Origin of the sequence: Micromonospora sp. NPDC002296 (assembly GCF_040296145.1) — a bacterium.
Lineage (GTDB): Bacteria > Actinomycetota > Actinomycetes > Mycobacteriales > Micromonosporaceae > Micromonospora.
The window spans coordinates 1-24,810 of record NZ_JBEOWQ010000012.1 but is presented as its reverse complement, the minus strand read 5'-3'; the positions used below and the strand labels follow the sequence as shown (position 1 = coordinate 24,810).

Sequence of the window (24,810 nt, the reverse complement as noted above, 5' to 3'; positions counted from 1 at the left end):
TCCCCTGTCTCAGGGTGGCCATATGATGGCACCCGGCTCAGGGGAGGGTCGCCGGTCTCCGGCGCGCCGACCGGCATGACGACACGGGGAGGCAGCCGCTTGTGGCCACCATCGACGACGCCGTGAGCACCGGGCCGGGGATCCCCGCTCGCCGTTCCCGCTGGCGCAATGGCCTGGTCACCGTCGGCACGATCGACGACGCCGTGAGCACCGGGCCGGGGATCCCCGCTCGCCGTTCCCGCTGGCGCGGTGGCCTGGTCACCGTCGGCACGGTGGGCGCGCTGCTGGCCGCGATGGGACTCACCGTCCTCGGGCTGGGCGCCGCCGACAACGCGGTGGCCAACTACGACGCCAGCAGCTGGCTGTGGAGCGCGGCGCGCAGCGAGATGGCCCGGGTCAACGGCATCACCGCGCGGGTGGACACCCGGGTGGAGATCCCCGACGCCCGCCGGCATCCGATGCAGGTCATCCAGACCGACCGGCTGCTGGTCCTGCGTGACCTGAACACGGGACAGGTCAGCTCGCTGGACCTGGCCACCCTCCAGATCACCGCCACCACCCGGACCACCCCCGGCCTGGGCGTCAACGTCGCGCTGCACGAGGACGCCGCGTTCGTGGTGGACGCCGTGCAGGGCATCGTCCGGCAGCTCGACCCGCGCTCGCTGGCCCCGATCGGTGAGCCGGTGCGCTATCCCCCGGGCATCACCGGCGGTGCGTTCGACGGGGAGGGCCGGCTCTGGATCGCCGTCCCGGCGGAGGGCACCGTCTCGGCCGTCACGGCGGCGGAGCTGCCGTCCGAGCCGGGCTCGGCCGCGCCGGCCGACACCGGCGTCAGCCCGAAGAAGATCGAGACGTACGAGGTCGCCGAGCCCAGCCACGAGCTGGTCGTCTCCACGCTCGACGACGGGGTGGCGGTGCTCGACCGCACGTCGGGCGAGCTGGTGCGGGTGCAGCGCGGCGAGGTCAGCCGCACACCGCCGCTGACGATCGCCGGGCCGGGTGCCCTGCCGGCGCGGACCAGCGGGCCGAAGGTGCCGGTGACCGTCCCCGGTGACCGGACGGTGCACCTGGTCGGCGCAGGCGGCGAGGAGCGCGCGTTCACCGTGCCGGGCCGGGGCGACGGGCTCAGCCCGGCCGTGGCCTGGGCCGACCGCTACTACTGCGCCGACGAGACCACCGGCACCGTGTACTCCTTCGACGCCAACGGTCAGCTCGTCGACACGATCGGCGGCAAGGGCTCGACGGGCCCGCTGGAGCTGGAGGTGCGGGAGAACCGCCTGTTCATCAACGCGCCGGACTCGTCGACCGCCCGGGTGGTCGACGACAAGCACCAGGTGCGCGAGGTCAACAAGTACGCCAACGACGTGCTCGGCGGCGACCCGCCGCCGGTGCCCCCGCCACCGCCCCCGCCGAAGAAGCCGAAGGTGGGCAAGCCGAGCGCGCCGCGCAGCGTCACCGCGTCGGCCGGCAACGCGCAGGCCCGGGTGAGCTGGCGGCCGGCCGCCGCGAACGGCGCGGAGATCATCCGGTACGTGGTGGAGGGCGCCGGCCAGCGCCGGGAGGTGGGGGCCAACCAGCGGTCGGTGGAGATCACCGGCCTGACCAACGGCGAGACGTACCGGTTCTCGGTGCACGCGGTGAACGCCAAGGGCGACGGCCCGGCCCGGGCCAGCAACCCGGTCACCCCGACCGCGGCCGTGCCGGACCCGCCGGCCAGCGTCACGGCCGAGGCCCGGCCGGACGGCACGGTGCTGGTCAGATGGCCGGCCGCCAACGGCCAGGGCAACACCATCGCGAAGTACGCGGTGACGGCGGCCTCGGCCGGCGCGAACGCCCCGGCGGGCGAGTCGGCGAAGACGGAGCTGGTGGTGCCGGCCGGCGAGCTGGAGTACGGCACGCAGTACGCGTTCACCGTCGTCGCGGTCAACGACCGGGGCGCCGGGTCGACGGCGTCCCCGGTGAGCAACAGCGTGGTGCCGTTCGCGGCGCCCGGCCAGCCGGTTGACCTGCGGGCGTCGACGGTCGCGGACCAGCCGGGCACCGTCGCGGTGCAGTGGTCCCCGGCGCCGGCCAACGGCCGGCCGGTGACGAAGTACCTGGTGGACGTGGGCGGCCGGGCCAGCGAGGTGACCGACACCCGGGCCACCGTGAACGGCCTGGGCGACGGGCAGAACGTCACCGTGAAGGTGAAGGCCGTCAACGAGGCCGGCCCGGGCCCGGAGGCCACCGCGACCGCGCGTACGGTCGCCCAGCCCCGGATCACCGTCACCGGCTCGTCGGCGACGGCCACGGCGGTCACGGTCACCTTCACCGTGGACGCCGGGGGCGGGAAGGCGAACTGCACGGTCAGCGTCCCGGGCGAGGCGCCGGTGCAGGCGAGGAACTGTGCCAGCGCGACCGTGCCCGGCCTGACGCCGGGCACGAGGTACACGGCCACGGTGACGGCGACCAACGCCGCCGGCAAGGGCACCGCGACCCGCGCCCAGGACACCGACCCGCTGTACGGGATCGCCACCTGCAACAACGGTCCCGACGGCGACCAGCGGACGTACTGCGACAGGGAGGTCGACGGCCGCAACGGCAACGAGGTCTTCCGGGTGACCCGGCAGGACAACGACCAGCAGGCCGGCTGGGCCAAGCCGGGCCGACGGCTGAAGGCGTACTGCCGGAAGCAGGGCGAGAACGTCGACTCCTGGATCTACAACAACCAGAAGCAGAGCACCTGGTGGGTGCAGGTCGAGTTCGACGGGAAGAACTACATCCCGTGGGCCTGGCTCAACCTCGAGGGCGGGGACAACATCAACGTCCTGCCCACCTGCTGACCGCGCCACCAGGCAAGGAGCACCGCCGTGAACACCAACGAACCGCTCACCCAGCCGGAGGTGCAGGGCTTCGCCGCCCTCGCCGCCCGGCTGGCGGAGAACGTCAACTCGGTGGTGCTGGGCAAGCCGCAGGTGGTCCGGCTCGCGCTGACGGCCTTGTTCGCGCAGGGGCACGTGCTGCTGGAGGACGTGCCGGGGGTCGGCAAGACCACCCTGGCCCGGGCGATCGCCGCCACCGTCAAGGGGCGGTGGCGGCGCATCCAGTTCACCCCGGACCTGCTGCCCTCGGACGTGTCCGGGGTGACCATCTTCAACCAGGCCACCCGGGGCTTCGAGTTCCACCCGGGGCCGGTGTTCGCCAACATCGTCATCGCCGACGAGATCAACCGGGCGTCGCCGAAGACCCAGTCGGCGCTGCTGGAGGTCATGGAGGAGCGCACGGTCACCGTGGACGGGGTCCGGCATCCGGTGCCGCAGCCGTTCCTGGTGGTGGCGACGCAGAACCCGGTGGAGATGGACGGCACGTACCGGCTGCCGGAGGCGCAGCTCGACCGGTTCCTGGTGAAGCTCTCCGTCGGCTACCCCGACGAGGCGGTCGAGGTGGAGGTGCTGCGCGGGGCGACGGTCCGCTCCCCTGAGGCGCTGTCGGCGATCGCCGACACCGAGACTGTCGGGGAGATGGTGCAGATGGCCCGGCGGGTGCACATCGCCGAGCCGCTGTACGCGTACGCGGTCCGGCTGGCCGCCGCGACCCGCAGCCACCCGCAGGTTCGGGTGGGGGTGAGCCCCCGGGGGGTGATCGCGCTGACCCGGGCGGCGTGCGCGTACGCGCTGATCGACGGGCGGGGCTGGATCATGCCGGAGGACCTCAAGGCGCTGGCCGAGCCGGTGTTCGCGCACCGGCTGCTGCTCAGCTCGGACGCGCAGGTGCGCGGCGTGACCCCCGCCGAGGTGCTGCGTCAGGCGGTCGCCTCGGTGCCGGTGCCGCTGCCGTCTGGGCAGGTCGCCCCGGCCCGGGTTCAGGGCTGAGGCGGGCCGTACGGACGTGGGGATCACCGCCCGGGGCGCCGGGCTGCTCGTGGCCGCCGTGGCACTGCTGGTCGCCGGGTTCCGGTTCGCGTACCCGGAGTTGACGCTGCTCGGCGCGGCGGCGGCGGTCGCGGTGGGGTACGCCCTGCTGGTGGCGCTGTGGCGGCCCCGCCTGGAGGTGACCCGGCACGCGGACCCGGACCGGGTGTCCCGGGGCGAGCCGGCCCGGATGGTGCTGACGGTGCGCAACGTGGGGCGGCTGCGGGCGGCGAACCTGCTGGCCGAGGACCGCTGCGGCGAGCGGACGGTGCCGGTGCCGGTGCTGCGGCTGCGCCCCGGCCGGGACACCACGATCAGCTACGACGTGCCGACGGACCGGCGGGGCGTGGTGCCGGTCGGGCCGCTGCGGGTGACCCGGCGCGACCCGCTGGGGCTGGTGGCGCTGGCCCGCCCGTACTCGGGCACGGTGCCGGTGTGGGTGCACCCCCGCATCCACCCGCTGGCGGCGGTGCCGAGGGGCGCCGGTCGCAGCCTCGACGGCCGGGTGGACGGGGTGCCGCACGGGTCGATCACGTTCGACTCGTTGCGGGAGTACGTGGTCGGCGACGAACTGCGCCGGGTGCACTGGCGCACCAGCGCCCGGGTGGGTGAGCTGATGGTGCGGGAGAACGTGGACACCAGCCTGCCCCGGATCGTGGTGCTGCTGGACGACCGGGCCGCCGCCCACCCCGACCCGGAGTCGTTCGAGGCGGCCTGCGAGGCGGCGGCGTCGGTGGTCGCGGCGGCGCTGCGCGCTGACCTGCCGGTGGTGCTGCTGCTGGTGGCCCCGGAGCGGCCCACCGGCGACGGGCAGCCGGCGTCGGCCGGGGACCGGTGGGTCTCCCGGGTGGCGGGCCGGCTGCGGGCCCGTCCCGCCGCGCCGTCGGCCCCCACGGTGGCGAGCCGGGCGGCCGAGGCGGCGACCCCGCCGCTGGACCGGCTGGCCGCGGTCCGGCTGGGCCCGGGGGACGCCGGTGCGGCGCTGCGCGCGACGACGGCCCGGCTGCGTCAGCAGCGCCTCGGCGACACGCTGGTCTTCCTCACCGGGCCGGGCGGCCGGGGCGACCTGGGGCACCTCGGCGCGCTGCGCGGGGCGTACCCGTCGGTGGTGGTGGGGGTGTTCGGGGCGGCGGGGCCGACGCCGGCCGGCGCGACCGGGATGGTGGTCGTCGACGCGGCCGACGGGGCCGCGTTCGCGGCCGAGTGGGACGGGGTCCGCCGGTGGTGAGGGCGCTTCGGGCGGTGCCGCTGCCGCTCGCGCTGATCGTGATGGTCGCGCTGACCGGGGTGGTGCTGGGCCGGGTGTATGCCGGGGGCCTGCTGCCCCGGCTGGTGATCGGTGCGGCGGTGGGCTCGGTGCTGGTCAGCCTGGCCGCCCGGCGGCTGCCGTCCTGGCTGGTCGCCCCGCTGTCGGTGGCCGCCATGGCGGGGTTCACGGCGTGGTCGCTGAAGCTGTCCGCCGACGCGGCCGGGCTGCCGGGATCGCTGACCGAGGTGGCGGCGGACGCGGCGCGCAACGGCATCCCCCGGCTGTTGACCGCGATGATCCCGGTCGAGCCGACCCCGGACACGGTGCTGGTACCGCTGGTCGCGGCGTGGCTGGCCGGGCTGGCCGGCGCGGAGGTGGCGCTGCGGGCCGGCCGGGTGCTGCTGGGCTGTCTCCCACCGGCGCTGCTCTACGCCGGCGCGCTGTACGTGGTCGGGCCGAACGCCGACCCGGCGATCTGGCCGACGGTGGCGTTCGCGGCGGTCGCCGCGGTCGGGCTGGCCGTGCCGTCCAAGGGGCCGGGTCCGTCGGGCCCGGACCCGACGGACGGCCTGGCCCCGAGGGTGCGGGCGGCGGTGCGGGTACGCCTCGCCGCCACCACCGCCGCCGGGCTGGTCGTGGTGGTGGGACTGGCCGCCCTGCTCGGTCCGGTGGTGGCGGGCCGGGTCGACGACCGGCCGGTGGACCCACGCCGGTACGTGGAGCCGCCGCAGGTGGAGTCCCTGGACGAGAACCCGCTGATCCGCATCTCGGGCTGGGCGTTGAACCCGCAGCAGAAGCTGCTGGACGTGACGACGCGCCGCCCCGGCGCCCCGGCCCCGGTGCCCACCCCCGCCGGGTCGCCCGGCCCGGCGAGCGGCACCCGGCCGAGCGGGGGCGCCTCGCCGGGCGGGAGCGCCGCACCGGGCAGCGGTGACGGGCCGGGCAGCGGTGACGGGGGCCGGTCGGTGCGGATCCGGCTCGCGGTGCTCAGCGACTACGACGGGGTGACCTGGCGGGTCGGGGCGACGTACCGCAACGCCGGGCGGATCCTGCCGGCGGCCGAGCCCGCCCCCGGGGCCACGGTGGAGACGGTTCGGCAGGAGATCACCGTGGCGGACCTGAGCGGGCGGTTGCTGCCCGCGGTGGCCACCCCGCGCGAGGTCAGCGGTGCCCGGGTGGCGTACGACCCGCAGACCGGGACGCTGATCCGGCCGGAGGGGCTGACGCCGGGGCTGCGGTACACGGTCACCTCGGCGGCGGAGCGGCCGGACGACAACCTCCTCGGCATGGCGGACGTGCCGGCCGGGGACGAGGTGGCCCGGGTGGTGCGGGTGGCCGACGGGGTGCCGGACCCGGTGCGCCGGCTCGCCGCCCAGCTCGCCGAGGACAACGGTGCCCCGTACGCGCGGGCGGCGGCGATCGAGCAGTTCCTCGCCGAGCACTACCGGATGGTGGCGGACGCGCCGAGCGGGCACGCGTACCCGAATTTGGGCTTCTTCCTCTTCGGACCGCGCAACGCGGGCGGCCAGCGGGGCACTTCCGAACAGTTCGCGGCGGCGTTCGCCCTGCTGGGCCGGTTGACCGGGCTGCCGACCCGGGTGGTGGTGGGCTTCCGTGCCACCGGCGACGGGCCGGTCCGGGCCGGCGACGCGTACGCCTGGCCGGAGGTGCTCTTCTCCGGCCTCGGCTGGGTGCCGTTCGACCCGCTGCCCCGTCCGGACGACGAGCCGCGCCCGGTGGAGGAGGACTTCCGCCCGACGCCGGAGGACCCGCCGCCGTCGGAGGTGCCGGAGCCGACGCCGGAGCCGACGGCCACCCCGCCGGCGCAGGCCGCGCCGGGCGGGCCGGTCGACTCCGGCGGGCTGTCGACGCCGGTGCTGGTCGGCGGAGGGACGGCCGGTCTGCTGCTCGTCGTCGGGGCGGTGCTGGCGGTGCTGGTCGCGTTGCGCCGGGCGCGGTCCCGGGCCCGGCTGTCCACGGGCGACCCCGGCCGGCGGATAGCCGGCGCCTGGCGGGAGCTGACCGACGCGCTGCGGCTGGCCGGCCGGCCGGTGGGCGGGGAACTCTCCGCCACGGAGGTCGCCGAGCGGGCCCGCGCCGCCCTGGCCGAGGACCGCGCGGGCCGTCCCCGGTCCGATGCCGAGACCGGGCCGGGCCGGGCCGGCGCCGGACCGACGCCCGACCCGACGCCCTCCGTGGACGAGCTGGCCGTCCTGCTCAACCAGGTCGCCTTCGCCCCGGGCAGCGCCGGCGAGGCGCACGCCGACCGGGCGGTGGCCGTAGCAACGGACTTCACCACGGCGCTACGCGCAGCCCGCCCCCTCTGGCGCCGCCTGCTCTGGTCAGCCCACCCCGGCCCCCTCCGCTGGCCCCGCTGACCCACCCCCACGCGGGGGGTGGGGTGGGGTCAGGGGCGTAGGCGGCGGATCAGTTTGCGGAGGCCGGCCTGCCAGCCGTCGGGGTCCTGGGCGCGGCGGAGGGCGTAGGCGGCTACCTCCTGGTGGGGCAGGATGAGGAACCGTTCCTCGGCGAGGCCGGCGATCACCGCGTCGGCGACCCGGTCGGGGTGGAGCACCGCGCCGGAGGCGGCGATCACCCGCGCCCCGAGGTGACCGGCGGCCAGCCCCTCGGCGAGCATCGGCGTGTCCACCCCCTGCGGGCACAGCGCGCTGACCCGGATGCCCTGGTCCCGATACGTGATCGCGAGCCACTCGGCCAGCCCGACCGCCGCGTGCTTCGTCGCGGTGTACGGGGCGTCGCCGACAGCGGTGAGCACCCCGGCCGCCGAGCAGGTGTGCAGCAGGTACCCCTGGCCCCGGGCCAGCATGCCGGGCAGCACGGCCCGCGTCGAGTGCACGTGGGCGAGCACGTTGACCCGCCAGGCCCGGTCCCAGTCGGCGTCGGTGGCGTCCAGCCCCGCCTCGGTGGCCACCCCGGCGTTGGCGCAGAACAGGTCGATCCGGCCGTACCGTCGCTCGGTGTCGGCCACCAGGGCGCGGACCTGCTCCTCGGCGGTGACGTCGAGCTGCACGGCGTGGGCGACCGAGCCGACGTCTTCGGCGACGGCGCGGGCCCCGGCGGCGTCCAGGTCGGCCACCACGACGGCCGCCGCGCCCTCGGCGGCGAACCGGTGGGCGAGCGCCGCGCCGATGCCGCCGGCCCCGCCGGTGATCACCACCACCCGGTCGGTGAGGTTCATGTCAGCTCCCTCCGTCGCCCCGGCGGGGCGGTCAGGCCGGCCCGAGCCGGGCGATCAGGTCGACCAGCGCGGCCGGGTCTCCGGTCGGCTCCGGGGTGGGCAGCAGGGCCAGCACCGGTACGTCCACCCCGGCGTCGGCGTAGCGGCGCACCTGGTCGCGGCAGTGCTCGGGTGAGCCGTGCAGCACCAGCGCGTCGACCACCTCGTCGGGCACGGCGGCGCTCGCGCCGCGCCGGTCCCCCGCCGCCCAGGCCCGCCACATCGGCCCGAGCGTCTCCGCCCGGCCCAGCCAGCGGTGGAACTCCGCGTACGCGGGCACGGTGAGGTAGCTGGTGATCAGCCGGCGGCCGAGGGCGCGGGCGTGCGTGGCGTCCTCGGTGGGGCAGACGAAGATCCGGGCCACCACCTCGAACCCGTCCCGCCGCTCCCCCAGCGCGCCGAGGGCGGTCGGCACGTCGGCGGCGGCGAGCCAGTTGAGGATCACCCCGTCGGCCTCGGCGCCGGCCAGTCGCAGCATTCCCGGGCGCAGGGCGGCCAGCAGCAGCGGCGGCGGCACGGCCGGCGGCCGTTCCAGGGTGAACCGGCGCACCGCGAAGGTGTCGTACGCGCCGTCGACGGTCTGCCCGGCCAGGGTGGCCCGCAGGAAGCGCAGCACGTCCCGGGTGCGCTTGAACGGCTCGTCGAAGGGCACGGCGTTCCAGTCCCGCACCAGCACCGGCGAGGACGCGCCGAGGCCCAGGGCGAACCGGCCGGGGGCGGCCTCGGCGAGCGCTGCGGCGTGCATCGCGAGCAGGCCCGGCCCCCGGGTGAAGACCGGGGCGATGGCGGTGCCGAGCCGCAGTTCGGGCTGCCACGCGGCGGCGAGCGCCAGCGGGGTGAACGCGTCGGCCCCGGCCACCTCGGACGACCAGAGGTCGGTGAAGCCCGCCCGGTGCAGGGCCGCGTAGCCGGCGGCGTGGTCGGCCAGCGGGATGCCGCTCAGCGGCACGGTCATACCCCATCGGTTCGTCACCGGCCGATCCTCCCGCCGGCCGGGCTGCCCGGCAAGGTTCCGCCGGGCCGGATCGGCCCGATCGTCCTGGCGCACCCGCGCCGCACCGCCTCCGACCACGCCTGACCGCAGCCTGACAGCCGCACAGCTCCGTCCTGGAAGTCAGCCGCCAGAAGCGAGCCAGCGCAGCCCGGCGGGGCCCGGGGCACCGAGGGTCTCGCCCTCGACCAGTTCGCAGGGGAGCAGCCGTTGGTGGTCGCTGATCCGGCCGTGCAGGATGTCGTCGAGTACCTCGATGGCCTGCCAGCCCATGTCCTCGCGGGGGATGCGGAAGCCGGTGAGGTCGAGGTCGGTCTCGGCCTGTTCGGTGGGATCGCCGAGCGCCAACAGGGACAGGTCACCGGGCACGGACAGGCCCCGGGCCCGCGCCGCCTCGGCCATCGCCGCCGCCTCGACCAGTTCCTCGCAGAAGACGGCGGTGACCCGGGCCGAGCACAGTACGTCGAGCAGTTCCGCCCGGGTCCGTCCGCCGACCGGTTCGTGTCGACCGTCGACTCCGGTCTCCCGGACCGCGGCGGTGAAGCCGGCCAGTCGGTCGACGGCGGACTCCGGGCCGGCACCGGCGCCGACGTACGCCATCACCCGATGCCCGAGGTCGACGGCGCGGTGGACGAGGGCGGCGGTGGCCTGGGCGTAGTCCGCACCGACGTGGGGCACCGGACCGCCCTTGCCGGAGGGTAGATAGGCGTCGTCGCGTCGACCGACAGACACGAAGGGCATGTCCTCGGCGACCATCCGGGCCAGCTCGTCGGGGGGAATCTCCCGACCGAGCAGAACGCACCCGTCGGCGAGCCGGATGCGGTTGTTGTCGTGGAAGATCCGCCGGCTGCCGCCACTGACGGGGGCGCTGGTGAACAGCAACAGGTCGCACCCGATGCTCTCCGCGCACGCCTCGATGCCGGACAGGAACGGGTGGTAGAAGTTCCCGCTGGTGCTCGGGAACACCGACTCGTAGGTGAACACGCCCAGGATCTGGTTGTGCTGCTGGAGCAGCCGCCGGGCGAGCGGGTCGGCGACGTATCCTGTCTCGCGAATGACGCGCAGCACTCGTTCCCGGGTCTCCGGGGCGATCCGCCAGGCGGCCTCACAACGGTTGTTGAGCACAAGGGACACCGTCGTCTGGCTCACCCCGGCCATCCGGGCGATCTCATTCTGCGTCAGCCTGCCCCGCCCTGCGGACACGGACACCGGCCACCTTCCGAGGTAGTAGGTATTGCCGACCGTTGTTGCGGAGGATGCTGCCCGGCCCGCGGAACCAGTGTCAAGGGTGGACAGAGGCAGTAATACGAATTACGGGCTCCGGCGGTCTTGACCCGGGGTTCCCATTGATCCAACACTCAGCGCACCCCCCGGCAACGCAAGGAGCCGAAATGCCTGATCACGCCTTGTCCCGACGTGGCCTTCTCCGGGCAGCAGGCCTCGCCGGTCTGACCGGCGCCGGCCTCACCGCCCTCGGCCCCCCGGCTCACGCCCGGCCGAAGACCCCACGGCTCGGCGGTATCGCCCTTGTCCCCCTCGACGACCGGCCCTACACCTGGTACGCCCCGCAACAGATCGCCACCGGCGCCGGCTACGACACCCTGTTGCCGCCACGGAAGACCCTGGGTCGGCACTTCACCCCCGGCGACGGTCGCGCCGTCGGCCGGTGGCTCACCTCGTCCACCTCGTCGGCGGACGCGCTGGTCGTCGCCCTACCGATGCTCGCCTACGGTGGGCTGCTCAACTCCCGCAACAGCTCCGTACCAGAGGCCGAGGTATTCGCCCGGCTGGCGGCGGTACGGACCGTCCGACGGCACCGCCCGCACCGGCGGCTCTACGCCTTCGACACCATCATGCGGCTCACCCCCGAGGGGCCGTGGCGCAACGAGCTGCGGGTCTGGGCGACGGTGAAGGACGAGGTCGACAACCTCGCAATGGTGGAGAAGCGTCCTCAGCTCGACGCGCTGGAGTCCCAGATCCCGGCCGACGTGCGAAGCGACTATCTGTCCACCCGGGCCCGGAATCACCGGGTCAACCTGACGATGATCGAATGGGCTGCCGAGGGGATCTTCGACTTCCTCGTGGTGGGCCAGGACGACGCCACCGGCAACGGCCTGCACCGACCGGAGTCCCTGGCACTCGCCGCCCGCATCGCCGAACTGGGCGTCGGTGACCGGGTGGTGATCTACCCGGGTGCCGACGTGGTGGCCGCCCTGCTCATCGCCAAGATCGCCATCAGCGACGCCGGCGTGCGTCCGAAGGTGAGCATCGAGTACTCCCGGGTGCCGGGTGAGGCCTGGACCGCGCCCTTCCAGAACATCCCGTACGCCCAGCTCGTCCGGGGCTACGTCGACATCCTCGGCGGGACGGTCGTGGACCAGCCGGAGCAGTCCGACCTGGTCCTGATGGCCAACACAGGTGGCAGTTCCGCGTCGGTGGCGCCGTTCGCCGACCGTCTGGTGGCCCACGTCCGGGCCGGCCGCCCCGTGGCCCTCGGCGACGACGCGATCGCCGGACACTCCGACCGGCGACTGCTGTCCCTGCTCAACGGCCGAATCCGGTACATCGAGCTGGCCGGCTACTCCGGCTGGAACGTCGGGATCAGCCTTGCCCAGGCGATGTCCCGCTGGGCGCTGCGGCAACGATCGATACGTGGTGACCTGCCGCCCGGCGCGCGGGCCACCGCCGGTGAGCCGGTGCTGGCCGCACGGCGGGCGCTCCTGCACGACGCGGCCCGAGCCAGCATCGAACTGTCCGTCTCGGAGCTGGTGCAGACCGACTCGTACCGCAACAACGTCCGCACCGCCACCACCGCCTACGCGTCCTCGCTGGGCGAGCCGGATCCGCAGATCATCAAGACCTACTTCTCCGAGATCAACGCGTACGCGGTCGACAACACCACCCCGTACGCGGAGAAGCTGTTCGCCGACGAGTTCGCCGGGGCCACGCTCTCCCTCGGCAGCGATGGACGATCGCCGGTGACGGCCCGCGTGGACCGACTCGACGCCTGGCACATCTACCTACCCTGGGACCGTACCGGCGAGATAGCCGCCGAGCCCCGGATCGTCCTGACCTCGAATCGGGGGCACCGGTGAGGGCGCGGGCAGCGGCTCTGGTGGCCACGCTCATCGTCGGCGTCGCGGTGCCGATCCCGGCCGCTCCGGCCGTCGCCGCCACCCCCGTCCCGCTCGTCGACAGCTACTTCGACTGGGTCCTGGCGTCGTACGACGGGGTACGCAACGGGTTGCGCCGGGACATCGAACACATCTACGGCAACCAGTTCACGGTAGCCGGCCGGCCATGCTCCCCGGCGAGTCCGTGCACCGTCGGCGGACCGCGGCAGAGCACCGCTGCCTGCACCAGCCTCCAGTTCATCTCGGTCTACCTCGACCAGCGGGCCGAGTACGAGCAGCGGTCGTTGTCGAGCGTGGAGACCGGAATCATCGACGAGTTCGCCGACGCGGTGCTCGCCCACCGGCTGACCAAGAACCCGAACGCCCCGAAGATCTTCGACGATGCGGTGGCCAGTACCACGGACGGCCAGATCCGCTACTTCACCTCGTTCGGCAACGCGGCGTGCGGAGAGGCCCTGCTGGCCGCCCACCAGGCGACCGGCACCGCCGGATACCTCGACGCGGCCACCGGCATCGGCGAGTTCCTGCTCCGCATGCAGGACCCGCGCGCCTACTACCTGTCCTACGGCATCCATCCGTTCGTCGACGCACTCGACCAGCCCACCACCCCGCCGGGCGGCTACGTGGACCAGATCTCCAGTTGGAGCAACCTCTACTCGACGATCTCGATCTGGAATCTCACGGCGATCGCGTTCATGCAGCGGTTGGAGACAGCCGTGGCACCGCCGGACAACAGGTACGGCCTGTCGGCCGCCACTGCCCGGCAGTTCCTCAGCACGGGCCTCCAAGCCGGTGCGGACTGGTACACCTTCGACTTCGACTCCCCCGCCACCAGCCAGAACCGGGTGGTCGCGCAGAGCGCGTACAGCGCGGACTGCCGTGACAACCGGTGGCACCGCAAGGGATCCTGCACCTACACCAACGGCCAGATCGCCGGCGGAACCCTGGGCACCGACATGATCGAGTACGGACTGGCCGGACTCTACGACCACGAACGCCAGCTCAACGGCGCCAGTTCCGCAGCCGCCGCCGTAGCGACCCTCTACACCACCTACACCAGCCTCCCTGGCTGGCACACCGCCTCGGCCAGCGACCCGCTCGACTGTGTCGACGACACCGCGTCCGGAGCCGTGGACCCGTACTACCCACCGGACAACCAGGGGGCGACGCCGTCGGGTGACGCGTGGGACTACGACTCGCACCTGTCCTTCGGTGGCTTCTTCCGCCTCACCTCGCCCAACGTGAACGCCGAGGCGAAGTACTACGACATCGTCGGCTTCGGCGTCCTCGCCGAGCTGCGCAAGGAGCTGGTACCGGCCAAGTTCACTGCGGGTTACCAACGGTTGCAGCAGGCGGACCGGCAGGACGCGCTCTACGCCCTGCTCGACCGCTCACTGGTCGCGATGTTCCTACCCACCCGGGACACCAACGACCTCGACGGTGACACCGACACCACCGAATACCTGTGCAAGGGCACCCGGGGCACCCTCCCGATCGCCCACAACGGGCTCGGCATCCTCAAGGCGGTCGGCTACGCCGGCACCCGGTGACCCTCCCCCGACCGGCGACCTTCATCCCCCCGCACCGAACGAGAGAGAACCGATGCGTCGCACCAGACGGCTCATACCTCGCACCCTCGGCATCATCACCACAACCGCGGTCACCCTCACCCTCGCGGTCGCCCTCCCGGGCACGCCGGCCGCAGCCGCCCGACCGCCGGCCAATTTGGGTCAGCTCGCCGTCGTCCCGCTGGACGACCGGCCGTTCACCGCGTACACGCCGGTCGCGGTCGCCGAGGCCGGCGGGCACCAGGCACTGACACCACCGAAGAACCTGCTCGGCGAGTACTTCACCTATGGTCAGGCCGACGCGGTCGGCGCCTGGTGGCGGAAGGCCGCCGCCGGCGCGGACGGCTCGGTCGTCGCGGCCCCGATGCTCGCCTACGGCGGACTCGTCGCCTCCCGGTCCTGCGACACCAGCCTGGCCGACGCGCGGCGGCGGCTCACCGTGCTGGACGAGGTGAAGCGGAAGAACCCCGACAAGCCCCTCTACGCGTTCGACGTGATCATGCGCCTCACCATCGAGCCGACCAGCAGCTATCCCGGCATGTACTCCGGGCCGATCCGGCGCTGGGCGATCTTGATGGACCAGGTGGAGAACCTCGGGCAGGAGGAGCACCGGGCCGAGTACGAGCAGGTCGCCAAGGAGATCCCCGAGGAGATCAAGACGGACTTCCGCTGCGCCCGGGCTCGGGACCACCAGATCAACCGGGACATGATCGAACGGGTCGCGAACGGCACCGTCGACTATCTGATCCTCGGCCAGGACGACGCCACCGAGTACGGCCCGCACCGCCTGGAGAAGGCGGGCCTGGCCGCGCTCGCGGCGAAACTCGGGGTCCAGGACCGGGTCAAGATCTACCCGGGCGCGGACATCCTCGGCGCGCTGCTGGTGGCCAAGCACATCACCAAACGGCTCGGCGAGTCCCCGACGGTCGACGTCGAGTGGTCCCGTACCCCCGGCGACCAGTGGGTCGCGCCCTATCAGGACGTCCCCTACGCCACCCTGGTCGACGAATACGTGCGTACCCTCGGTGCCCGCCCCTCGGACCGGCCCGACGCCGACATCCTGTTGATGGCGAACACGGCCGGGGGCGGCGATCTGGAACCCTTCGCCGACCGGATCCACGACGCGGTGGCTCGGGGCCGACTCGTCGCAGTCGGCGACGACGCGGTGGCCGGGAAGGTGGACAGCGAGCTACGTTCGCTGCTCGCCCCCCGGATTCGGTTCGGGGAACTGGCCGGTTGGTCCGGCTGGAACATCGGTCTGTCGATCTCCCAGTCGGTGGTCCGCGCGGCGCTGTTGCAGGCGAGCCGGACCGGACGCCTGCCGGGATTCCCGGGCAAGTCGAAGGGGGTTCCCTTCCAGAACGCACGCCAGGCCATCCTGCTGGGCGCCGCCACCGCACACGTCGAGTTGACGTTGCAGGAGCTGGCCCACACCGATGTCTACCGGAACCAGGTGCTCAGCCAGGTCCAGGCGTACGCCCAGAACAACGGCGACGATCCGCAGCACATGACGAAGGTGTTCGAGGGCGCCAACCAGATCGCGGTGGAGCGGACCAGGCTGCTGGCCGATCAACTCTTCGCCGACGAGTTCGCCGGCACCCCGATCCGAGCCGGCAACAACGGCTCGTACGAGGTGAGCGCCGTCGTGCACCGGCTGAAGTCCTGGGAGATGACGCTTGCCTGGTCGCGCTACCAGGAGCTGGAGGCCTTCCCCACTCTCGTCCTGAGCACCGCCCTCACCGACCGCAGTGCGCTGCTCACCGTCTCGGCCCTGCCCGTGCGAACCACGGTTCGGCCGGACTCGGACGTGGACACCCGGATCACCGCGGTGCTCCGTAACGACGTCGGCATACCGGTGACGGCAAAGCTCGGCGCCGTCGTCCCGCAGGGGTGGGCCAGCCCGGCCCCGGTCGAGGTACGGCTCGCCCCGTTCGCGGTGGTGGAGGTTCCGTTGACCGTGGGGGTCCGACAGCTCGCGGCCGAGCAGAGCGCCACCGTCACGGTCGACGCGCCGCACGGCGTGCTGCCGGGCTCGTTCCGCCCGTTCACCGCGAGCGCCACCACGACCGTCAGCGCGGTGTGGCGCAACGTGGCGCTGGCGTCCGAAGGCGCCACGGCCACCGCGTCGGGCTGGTGGCAGAAGTACGTGCCCGCGCACGTGATCGACGGCAACCGGGCCAGCACCGGTAGTCGCTGGATCACCGATCCGGCCGGCAGCCACTGGCTGCAGGTGGGGTTCGCCGACCCGGAGCTGATCGACACCGTGCAGCTCCACCAGTACGGCGGGTACGAGCTGACCGCGTACCGGATCTCGGGCCTCGTCGACGGTGTCTGGCAGGTGCTCAGCGAGATCACCGGAAACACGACCCAGCTCACCACGCACACGTTCACGCCGGTCCGCGCAACCGCGGTCCGCCTCGACGTGCTCGGCAGCCGGGACAGCCGGGCGCGGCTCTACGAGATCGAGGTGACCTGCCGGGCCGCCTCCTGCGGCTGACCGTCTGCCCCACCGGGCCCGCGGACCGGCGTCAACACCACCCCGCTCGACCCAGGTCCGGTTACCGGATGGCTCTGCACCCGGTAACCGGACCGGCGGGCGGTCCGCGGGTCCGCCGCGCTCCGGGTGCGGGTAGGTCGGCGGCTGTCCCCCGCCGGCCTGCCCGTCCATCTCGGCGGCTTGCTTCGGGAGCCGGGCGCCACTGCCCGGGCGGGTCGGCTGTCACCAGGTCTCGTCGGGGGCGGCCCGTTTCGCGCCGGCCCCGGCGGGTAGGCGCGCCCCAGACGAGGAGAGGAGCACCCAGAGATGGCCGGCATCATGCTGCGCAGCACCGCGTTCAACGATCATGACCAGTTGCCCGGACGCTTCGCCCGTGGCGACGCGAACGTCTCGCCGCCGTTGCAATGGGCCGACGTGCCCGACTCGGCGCAGGAGCTGGTGCTGCTCGTCGAGGACCCTGATGCCGGCCGGGAGCCGTTCGTGCACTGGCTGGTCACGGGGATCACGCCGGAAAGCGGCGGGGTGGCCGAGGGCGCGGTGCCCGACGGGGGGCGGGAGTGGCCGAACGGGTTCGGCGCGACCGGCTGGGGTGGCCCGCGCCCGCCGCAGGGCGAGGAGGCACACCGCTACTTCTTCCGCCTGTACGCGCTGGACCGGCCGCTGGAGCTGCCCGCCGAGCCCTCCGCCGGTGAGGTGCACCGGGCGTTGGCCGGCCGGGAGCTGGCCAGCGGCACCATGGTCGGCACCTACCGCCGCTGACCGCGCACCGGCTGTGCGGGCCGGCGGCCGGGTGCCCGGGCGTCGGGCCCGGGTCAGCCCTTGATCCGGGGGACGAGCCGGTGCACGACTGCGAGCAACAGCGCCGCGACGATGGCCATGGTGCCGGCGATGCCCGCGGCGCTGCCCGCGTAGCCGACGAAGAGCGACCGGCGGCCCATCTGGTCGGGGTCCAGCCGGGGCAGGTCGACCAGCCAGGACAGGGCCAGCGCCGAGCTGACCACGGCCAGTGCGCCGGCCAGGCCGAGCACGATGGCGGCGACGCGGTGGGCGTCGGCCGGCTCCACCTGGGCCTGTTCCCGCTGGGTGACCAGCAGCATCAGCCCGGCCAGTGCCGCCCAGGCCCCGACCACCAGGAACGCCGCCATGGCGTCGCTCGGGCGGTGCCAGCCCGCGGAGAGGGTGGCCACCCCGGCGACGGCCGCGTACCCGACGCCGACGAACGCGCCGAGCACCCGCACGGTGCGCGGGAGGACCAGGATCAGCGCCAGGGCCACCGAGGCGGCCACGGCGGTGTGCCCGCTGGGCAGGCTGTTGCCGGCTACGGCCCGTTCGGGGTCGATGCCGTACTCGGGACGGACCAGGAAGTGCTTGAGCAGTTGGGTGGACACGTTCGCCCCGGCGATCAGCAGGGTGGCCGTGATGGCCAGTGCGACCCGACGCCGGATCAGCGCGATGAAGCCGATCACCGCGGTCGCCACCAGCAGCGACACGGCCGACATGGTGTTGAGGATGCGGTCCACCGGTGCGGCGATGGTGTCCTGGCCGATCCGGTTGCCGGTCAGCGCCACCGTGTCGACCCACTGGCCGAGCTCGGTGTGCAGGGCGGCGCGCCACACCACGACGAACGCGGCTGTCTGGGCCATGGCCAGTACGACCAACCAGACCGCCGTCCAACCTCTCGCCGTCGCACGCACCCGCACACCGTAGCGGCACGCCCGGGAGCGTCTCCCGGTGGCCCGCCGACACTCTGGCGCTAGTTTGGGGCGGACCGACAGGAGGTTGCCGGTGACCGTCACACCCGAGCCCCGAGGGCCGTCCACCCGCGAGCCGCGCCCCGCCGACCGGCCGGAGTCGCTCGCGGACCTGCTCGGCGGCCGGCGGGGCGCGGTCGACGCCACGCTGCCGCCGGTGGCGTTCGCGGTCGGCTGGCTGTCCACCGGTCACTCACTGGTCGGCGGGGTGGCCGCCGCGGTGCTGGCCGGGACGGCGGTGGCGGGCTGGCGGCTGCGCCGGGGGGACCGGCCCCGCTCGGTGCTGGTCGGCCTGCTCGCGGTGTGCGTGGCCGCGCTGATCGCGTTGCGCACCGGGCGGGCCGCCGACTTCTTCCTCATCCAACTGCTGTCCAACGCGGCCAGCACGCTGGCCTGGGTCGTCAGCATCGTGGTCCGCTGGCCGCTGCTGGGCGCCGTGGTGGGGGTGATGCTGCGCCAGCGGGGGCGGTGGCGGCGCGACCCGGCGCTGCTGCGGGCGTACTCGCGGGGGAGCTGGGTGTGGGCGGCCACGTACGTGCTGCGGCTGGCGGTCTTCGTGCCGCTCTACCTCGGCGGTCAGGTGGTGGCGCTGGTGGCGGCGCGGGTCGCGCTGACCTGGCCGCTGGTGGCGGCGGCGCTGGCGGTGAGCTGGCTGGTGATCCGCCGGTCGCTGCCGGCGGGGCACCCGGGGCTGCGGCACCCGGTCACCGTGCCCGGCCCCGCTGCGAGCAAGGCGGAGGCGGGCGACGCCCGGAATGCGGGTGGGGCCGACGGGTGAGGCCGGGCCCGGACACGTAAAGGGAGAGGCCGCCACGGGGGGAGCGGCCTCTCCGGTGACGTACGTTACTCCGTCGGCGACCGTCGCGTGATCCCTCGACGGCCGATTTTCCCGGCGCTTTTCGCGGCAACTTCGGTTTCGGGCGGTGGGACGGGCCGGCCGGTCCGCTGCGTCGACCGGACGGACGGCCCGTCCCGGCCTGACCGTGGAAGTCAGGCCGTCCGCCGGCCGGGGCTCACAGTTCCCCCTGGCCCGGCCGGACTCCGGGTGGGCGGGCCGCGCCGCCCACCCGGAGGACCTGGGTCACCCGTTCGGGAACAGGTTCCCGTAGTCGGCGTACGCCATGGCGACGTCGGCCTGGGCCCAGAACCGGTGGTAGTTGAACGTCGGCTCCGCGCCGCCGTTCAGGTACGCCTGCACCTTCGGCCAGTCGGGGTCGTTCTTGTAGAAGGACCGGATGTCGAGGAAGCTCTTGCCTGCGGCGATGGCGTCGCCGTTGGGCATCTTCCCGGTCCAGCCCGGCGGGACGTAGAGGCCCTGGCCGTCGGCGGCGTTGTAGACGTCGTCGAAGCGCTTGTAGTCGCCGCGCTTCTCCGGCATCGAGACGCCCTTGGCGTCGCTGGCCGCGTACAGCGCGTCGAGCAGGCCCTTGGCGGTGGTCTTGGCCGCCGCGTTGCCGGACTTCGCGGCGTACGCGATCAGGGTCCGGGCGTAGGCGGCGGCGACGCCGACGTCCTGGCCCTTGACGGTGACCTCGACGTGCAGGTTGGTGTTGGGCTGCGGGCTGGCCGGGTTCCAGTTGGTGGGCTGGCCGGTCCACTTCATGTCCGACGGGATCGACCAGTTGGCGCCCACCGTGGTGTTGGCGATCGCCCACGGCACCCACTTGTCCAGCAGGGCCTTGGCCTTGGCGTTGCCGGTCTCCAGGTACAGCTCGGCGATCCGCTGCATCGACCACGCCTGCATGCCGAACCACTGGTTCGACGGCGGGTCGTTGTAGACCGGGTCGACGTCGTAGAACATGCCGTAGAAGGTGGCGGTGCCGGCCGGCGGGGTGCCGTAGTTGCCGTCCCAGCTGTTGGTGGCGCCGCCGGCGATGCCGCCCTCGGCGGACTGGAGCCAGGTGTAGAACTCCAGCTGCCGGTCGAGGCTCTTCTGCCAGTCCGCGACGGCGGTCGGGGACTGCGGCTTGAGCTCGGCCACGTTGGTCAGCGCCCAGGCCGCGAACGGGTTCTGGTAGCCGAAGTGGTTGTGGCTGGAGCCGATCCGCCACGACCAGTTCTGGTTGGCCTCGTACGCGCCGCCCCAGGCGTAGTACCAGGACATCAGGTAGTGCGCCGAGTCCTTGCCGGTGCCGGCCGGGCAGGCGCTGGCGCCGACGCAGTTGCCGATCTTCTTGAAGTACTTGTCGAACATCGCGTACCGCAGGTAGTCGCCCATCTTGGCGGCCTTGGCCACGGTGGCGGCGACGTCGGCCTGCTTGTTCTGCGCCTTGGCCCAGGTCAGGGCCCAGTACGCGGCCTGCACGGCGCGGGCGTCCGCGTCGGGGGCGTTGGTGTACTTCCACTGCTTGGCGGGGGCGTTGGCCTCCTTGACGAACAGGTCGAGGTAGCCGTACTGGCCGCCGTGCTTGAACGTGTCGCAGGACGGCTGCGGCACGGTCTCCCACACCGACTCCTGGGTGCCCCGCTGGAAGGTGTTGATGTACGCCGGCTTGGCGGTGCCGTCGCCGCAGCGGCCGAAGCCGTAGGTGTTGTCGACGTCCAACAGCCAGTGCATGCCGTAGATGTCACCGGTGCCGTAGGTGCTCTGCAGCTCCGAGCGCAGCGGGTCCGCACCGACCGGGACGTTCGGCTGGAGCTGCGACGGGTACTGGTTGGGCAGCGGCCACTCCGCGGCGTACTGCGGGGTGCCCGCGGCGCCGGCGGTCGCCTGGTCGGCGTGCGACGGGATGATGTACTTCTCCATCACCGTCCAGGAGTTGTTGAACGGGGCCCAGTTCTGGGTGACCCGGCCGTACTGGGCCTCCAGCCACAGCCAGAAGCTGAACGCCTCGGACGTGGTCTCGTGGCCGTGGTCGGGCGCCTCGACGATCAGCGTCTCGATCGAGTGGTAGGGCACGCCCTCGGCGCTGAAGTAGCCCGAGTTCTTGATCTTGCCGTACTGGTCGAGGAAGCGCTTGATGTAGGCGTTGTCCCCGCCGGGGGTGTCGTTGTCGATCTCCGTGGCGGTGACGGCCAGGGGGGCGACGCCGCTGCCGGAGGCGGTGATGGTGGCCGTGCCGCCGACGGTGTCGGCGTCCTCCGCCGCGGCCACGGTGACGGTTGCGCCGGTGTTCCAGTTGGCGGGCGTCAGGGTGACCGAGGCCGGCGTGACGGTGATGTCGGCGTCGCCGGTGCGGGCGAGCGTCACCTGCACGTTGGCCGTCGGCGCCGCGCTGAGCTTGAGGTTGAACGTGGCGGTTCCGCCCTCGCTCACGCTGACCGCGGACGGGGTGGCCACCAACCTCGGGCCGGAGGCCGCGGTGACGGTGAACGCCTTCTCGTCGACGGCGATGCCGTTGGCGTTGTCGTAGGCCTTGGCCTGGACGGTGTAGCTGCCGGCCGGCAGGTCCTCCAGGGTGTAGCCGTACGGGGCGGTGGTGTCGGTGTTGACCAGCAGGCCGTTGCGGTAGAACTCGACCTTGCTGATCGTCCCGTCCGGGTCGCTGGCGGTGGCGGTCAGCGGCACGTCCGCCGGGGCCTCGAACGGGCCGGCCGGCACGCCGAGGGACACCGTCGGCGGCTTGTTGGCGGGGGTGCCGTTGCAGGTGACGCCGTTGAGGGTGAACGCGGTGGGCTTCGGGTTGCTGCCGGTGTAGCTGCCGTTGAAGCCGATGGTCGTCGACGCCCCGCTGCCGAGGCTGCCGTTGTACGACTCGTTGGTCGCGGTCACCTCGCTGCCGGTCTGGCTGTACTTCGCCGACCAGCCCTGGGTCACCTTCTGGCTGCTGTTGGGGAACGTCCACTTGAGCGTCCAGCCGTTGATGGCGTCGCCCAGGTTCTTGATGGTGACGTTGGCGGTGAAGCCGCTGCCCCAGTCGTTGGTGGCGTAGACCACGTCGCAGGCCGGGGCGGCCTGGGCGGCGCCGGCCGGCAGGGCGACCCCGCCGACGGCCAACGTGGCGGCGGCGAGCATCGCCGTCCGGCGACGTCTTGCCATGAGTCTCATGTGCGCGGTGTCTCCTCGGACCAGGCCGGGGCGCGGGGCCCCGGCGGGAGCACCTCCACGTGCGGGTCGCACGGGGGGACGGAGGTGCCCGGGATGGTGGTCGATCCGGCCCGGCCGGGTTCGGGACGGGGCGTCGGCGCCGGCAGACAGCGGCCGTCCGTCCTGTCGGGTGCCGTCCGGTGACCGGATGCCCTCGGCGACCCACGCTCACGCGAGCTGGCTCCTCGTCGCGGTAGGTCGACAGTCTGGCATGGAAGCGCTCCCACGACAAGGAGCCGGCGAGGAGAAGCAGGCAGATGTTTCGATCTCGTTTTGGGTCTTTCACAAACCCGTGACGGGCGTTACAGTCGCTGCATCCCCCGATGGGAGCGCTTCCATCGATGGAGATACACAGAAGATGTTGACCGGGGTCGTCGTGCCCGCGACGTTCCCGGGACACTGCCCGAAGGCTGACGGCGGGCCAGCCCGGACGCCGCCGCCAGCCACCCACCGGCAATGGAGGGAGGTGGAACCAGAGCCACTCGCGTGGCCCGGCTCCCGCGCGACACGCACGGCAGGACGCCAATTCCACTCGTGCGTGTTTGCATCAAAGGTGGGGACGGGGGTTGCCCTCCCCCGTCCCCACACTAAACCCCCCGCCACGATGGGAAAAGAGGCCGACGGGTCAGGCGTGCCACGCCGCCCGGCCGGCCTCGCTCGCTTTCGGTCCACACCCGCGCGCCCCGACCGCCGCCCGTTGGCACCCCGCCTGCGCGTCCGCGCCACCGGCCGCGCGTCAAACCATCCCGCACAGCGGAGCCGACCCCGGCGCTGTGGGGTCGGCCGCCCCCGCCTGCCCTATGCTGGGAGCGCTCCCGGCCGGTCGCGGCGGGCACCCACCACAAGGAGAAGGCCCCATGTCGATGCTCAGCCGCCCCGTACTCTCCGCCACCGCCGGGACCACCGGCGCCGGCCCGCGCGACGGCGGCCTCGCCTCCGCCGACGCCGCGACCGCCGGCAGCCCGGCCGCCGGCTGCGGAACCGGGTCGGACCCCGACACCGACCCGACCGACCGGCCCCGGGACGCGCTGCGCTTCCCGACCGGTTTCGGCTGGGGCGCGGCCACCTCGGCGTACCAGATCGAGGGGGCCGCCAAGGAGGACGGCCGGGGCGAGTCCGTCTGGGACACCTTCAGCCGCACCCCCGGCCGCACCCGCAACGGCGACACCGGCGACGTGGCCGCCGACCACTACCACCGCTACGCCGACGACCTCGACCTGATGCGCGACCTGGGGCTGCGCAGCTACCGGTTCTCCATCTCCTGGCCGCGCATCCAGGCCGACGGCGCCGGCGCGGTCAACCAGCGCGGCCTCGACTTCTACCGCCGGCTGGTCGACGGGCTGCACGAGCGGGGCATCTCGCCGATGGCCACCCTGTTCCACTGGGACCTGCCGCAGGCGTTGCAGGACGCCGGCGGCTGGGAGAACCGGGACACCGCGTACCGGTTCGCCGAGTACGCCGAGGCGATCTTCCGGGGCCTCGGCGACCAGGTGCCGGTCTGGCTGACCGTCAACGAGCCGAAGACCGTGGTGCAGAACGGCTACCTGACCGGGCACCACGCCCCCGGCTTCCAGGACCCGCAGGCGGCGTACCTGGTCGCCCACCACCTCCAGCTCGCCCACGGGCTGGCCGTGCGGGCGCTGCGCGCCACCGGCAGCGCCGGCCGGATCGGCCCCGCGCTCAACCTGCACCCCTGCTACGCCGCCGACGACAGCCCCGAGGCCGCCCGCGCCGCGCGCCTCTACGACGGGTACGAGAACCGCCTCTACCTCGACTCGATCCTCAAGGGCAGCTACCCGGCCGACGTGCTCGACGACCTCGGCGCCGACAGCCGGCTGGCCCGGGGCGTCGCCGACGGCGACCTGGAGATCATCTCCTCGCCGATCGACCTGCTCGCCGTGCAGTACTACACCCCGTACTACCTCACCGGCGACGGCGCGACGGTCACGCGCTGGCCCACCTCACAGGCGGACTGGCAGCAGATCTACCCGGACGGCATGTACGACATCCTGACCCGGGTCACCCGCGACTACGGACCCGTCCCGCTGACCGTCACCGAGAACGGCCTGCCGCAGGCGGACACCCTCTCCGCCGACGGCACGGTCGACGACGCCGGGCGGATCAGCTTCCTGCGCGACCACATCGCCGCCGCGCACCGGGCCGTCTCCGACGGGGTGCCGCTGGAGAGCTACCACGTCTGGTCGCTGCTCGACAACTTCGAGTGGGCCGAGGGGTACGACCAGCGCTGGGGCCTGGTCTACGTGGACTACCCCACCCAGCGCCGGGTACCCAAGCGCAGCGCGCACTGGTACCGCGAGGTGATCCGGGCCAACGGCCTGTAGCCCGACGGCGTTCCGGCCGGGCGGGCGTGGCACGGCCGCGCCCGCCCCGGTTCGTCCGGTGGTCCGTCGTCCCGGCCCCGCCCGGGGGGGCCCGGACGACGGGGTGAGCGGGGCCGCGCCGGC

15 protein-coding genes are annotated in these 24,810 nt (G+C 73.4%); 10 read left to right on the top strand and 5 right to left on the bottom strand.

Features of this window, described 5'->3' with window-relative positions; all coding sequences use genetic code 11:
* Positions 1–173 precede the first annotated feature (173 nt).
* From ABT023_RS12640 to ABT023_RS12625, 4 genes are read left to right on the top strand one after another with little or no spacing between them, the layout of a single operon-like run.
* Positions 174–2,822, top strand: a complete 2,649-nt coding sequence (locus ABT023_RS12640) for a fibronectin type III domain-containing protein (RefSeq protein ID WP_502890662.1) — start codon at positions 174–176, stop codon at positions 2,820–2,822.
* A gap of 27 nt (positions 2,823–2,849) precedes the next feature.
* The gene (locus tag ABT023_RS12635; protein ID WP_350884676.1) at positions 2,850–3,851 is read left to right on the top strand and encodes an AAA family ATPase; all 1,002 of its coding nucleotides are present in this window, start codon (positions 2,850–2,852) and stop codon (positions 3,849–3,851) included.
* Between the two features lie 16 nt (positions 3,852–3,867).
* Positions 3,868–5,118 (top strand): DUF58 domain-containing protein, encoded by a 1,251-nt coding sequence (locus ABT023_RS12630; RefSeq protein WP_350884674.1) that lies wholly within the window; start codon positions 3,868–3,870, stop codon positions 5,116–5,118.
* 41 nt (positions 5,119–5,159) lie between these two features.
* Complete coding sequence (locus ABT023_RS12625) at positions 5,160–7,517, top strand: transglutaminase TgpA family protein (protein WP_350884839.1); 2,358 nt, start codon at positions 5,160–5,162, stop codon at positions 7,515–7,517.
* Between the two features lie 29 nt (positions 7,518–7,546).
* Here ABT023_RS12625 and ABT023_RS12620 read toward each other — a convergent pair whose 3' ends face one another.
* The 3 genes from ABT023_RS12620 to ABT023_RS12610 all read right to left on the bottom strand — a co-directional run bounded on the left by ABT023_RS12620 (position 7,547) and on the right by ABT023_RS12610 (position 10,577).
* Positions 7,547–8,338, bottom strand: coding sequence for an SDR family oxidoreductase (locus tag ABT023_RS12620; protein WP_350884672.1), 792 nt, complete (start codon positions 8,336–8,338; stop codon positions 7,547–7,549).
* A gap of 31 nt (positions 8,339–8,369) precedes the next feature.
* Entirely contained in the window at positions 8,370–9,332 is a 963-nt protein-coding gene (locus tag ABT023_RS12615) for an LLM class F420-dependent oxidoreductase (protein ID WP_350884836.1), read from the bottom strand.
* 159 nt (positions 9,333–9,491) lie between these two features.
* Positions 9,492–10,577 carry a LacI family DNA-binding transcriptional regulator gene (locus ABT023_RS12610; protein WP_350884670.1) on the bottom strand — a complete coding sequence of 362 codons (1,086 nt, stop codon included), beginning with the start codon at positions 10,575–10,577 and terminating at the stop codon, positions 9,492–9,494.
* A gap of 182 nt (positions 10,578–10,759) precedes the next feature.
* Between ABT023_RS12610 and ABT023_RS12605 the strand changes: the two genes are divergently transcribed.
* The 4 genes from ABT023_RS12605 (at position 10,760) to ABT023_RS12590 (ending at position 17,326) form a co-directional block, all read left to right on the top strand.
* Entirely contained in the window at positions 10,760–12,463 is a 1,704-nt protein-coding gene (locus ABT023_RS12605) for a DUF4127 family protein (protein WP_350884668.1), read from the top strand.
* Between the two features lie 20 nt (positions 12,464–12,483).
* Positions 12,484–14,052, top strand: coding sequence for a hypothetical protein (locus tag ABT023_RS12600; RefSeq protein ID WP_350884666.1), 1,569 nt, complete (start codon positions 12,484–12,486; stop codon positions 14,050–14,052).
* Between the two features lie 52 nt (positions 14,053–14,104).
* The gene (locus ABT023_RS12595; RefSeq protein WP_350884664.1) at positions 14,105–16,567 is read left to right on the top strand and encodes a DUF4127 family protein; all 2,463 of its coding nucleotides are present in this window, start codon (positions 14,105–14,107) and stop codon (positions 16,565–16,567) included.
* 306 nt (positions 16,568–16,873) lie between these two features.
* A complete protein-coding gene (locus ABT023_RS12590) occupies positions 16,874–17,326 on the top strand; it encodes a YbhB/YbcL family Raf kinase inhibitor-like protein (RefSeq protein WP_350884662.1) in 453 nt (150 codons plus the stop codon).
* A gap of 53 nt (positions 17,327–17,379) precedes the next feature.
* On the opposite strand, the gene ABT023_RS12585 is transcribed toward ABT023_RS12590, so the two are convergent.
* Complete coding sequence (locus tag ABT023_RS12585; protein ID WP_350884660.1) at positions 17,380–18,267, bottom strand: phosphatase PAP2 family protein; 888 nt, start codon at positions 18,265–18,267, stop codon at positions 17,380–17,382.
* An 85-nt stretch (positions 18,268–18,352) separates the two neighbouring features.
* Between ABT023_RS12585 and ABT023_RS12580 the strand changes: the two genes are divergently transcribed.
* Entirely contained in the window at positions 18,353–19,096 is a 744-nt protein-coding gene (locus tag ABT023_RS12580) for a DUF3159 domain-containing protein (protein ID WP_350884658.1), read from the top strand.
* Between the two features lie 303 nt (positions 19,097–19,399).
* On the opposite strand, the gene ABT023_RS12575 is transcribed toward ABT023_RS12580, so the two are convergent.
* Entirely contained in the window at positions 19,400–22,297 is a 2,898-nt protein-coding gene (locus ABT023_RS12575) for a glycoside hydrolase family 48 protein (RefSeq protein WP_350884834.1), read from the bottom strand.
* 905 nt (positions 22,298–23,202) lie between these two features.
* Between ABT023_RS12575 and ABT023_RS12570 the strand changes: the two genes are divergently transcribed.
* Entirely contained in the window at positions 23,203–24,687 is a 1,485-nt protein-coding gene (locus ABT023_RS12570; protein WP_350884656.1) for a GH1 family beta-glucosidase, read from the top strand.
* Positions 24,688–24,810: the final 123 nt, after the last annotated feature.

Excerpts from the sequence above, each read along its gene's own strand:
- ABT023_RS12620 (WP_350884672.1), bottom strand. The coding sequence starts at position 8,338 with ATGAACCTCACCGACCGGGTGGTGGTGATCACCGGCGGGGCCGGCGGC.
- ABT023_RS12615 (WP_350884836.1), bottom strand. The coding sequence starts at position 9,332 with ATGACCGTGCCGCTGAGCGGCATCCCGCTGGCCGACCACGCCGCCGGC.
- ABT023_RS12570 (WP_350884656.1), top strand. The coding sequence starts at position 23,203 with ATGTCGATGCTCAGCCGCCCCGTACTCTCCGCCACCGCCGGGACCACC.
- ABT023_RS12595 (WP_350884664.1), top strand. The coding sequence starts at position 14,105 with ATGCGTCGCACCAGACGGCTCATACCTCGCACCCTCGGCATCATCACC.
- ABT023_RS12605 (WP_350884668.1), top strand. The coding sequence starts at position 10,760 with ATGCCTGATCACGCCTTGTCCCGACGTGGCCTTCTCCGGGCAGCAGGC.
- ABT023_RS12575 (WP_350884834.1), bottom strand. The coding sequence starts at position 22,297 with ATGGCAAGACGTCGCCGGACGGCGATGCTCGCCGCCGCCACGTTGGCC.
- ABT023_RS12625 (WP_350884839.1), top strand. The coding sequence starts at position 5,160 with ATGGTCGCGCTGACCGGGGTGGTGCTGGGCCGGGTGTATGCCGGGGGC.
- ABT023_RS12590 (WP_350884662.1), top strand. The coding sequence starts at position 16,874 with ATGGCCGGCATCATGCTGCGCAGCACCGCGTTCAACGATCATGACCAG.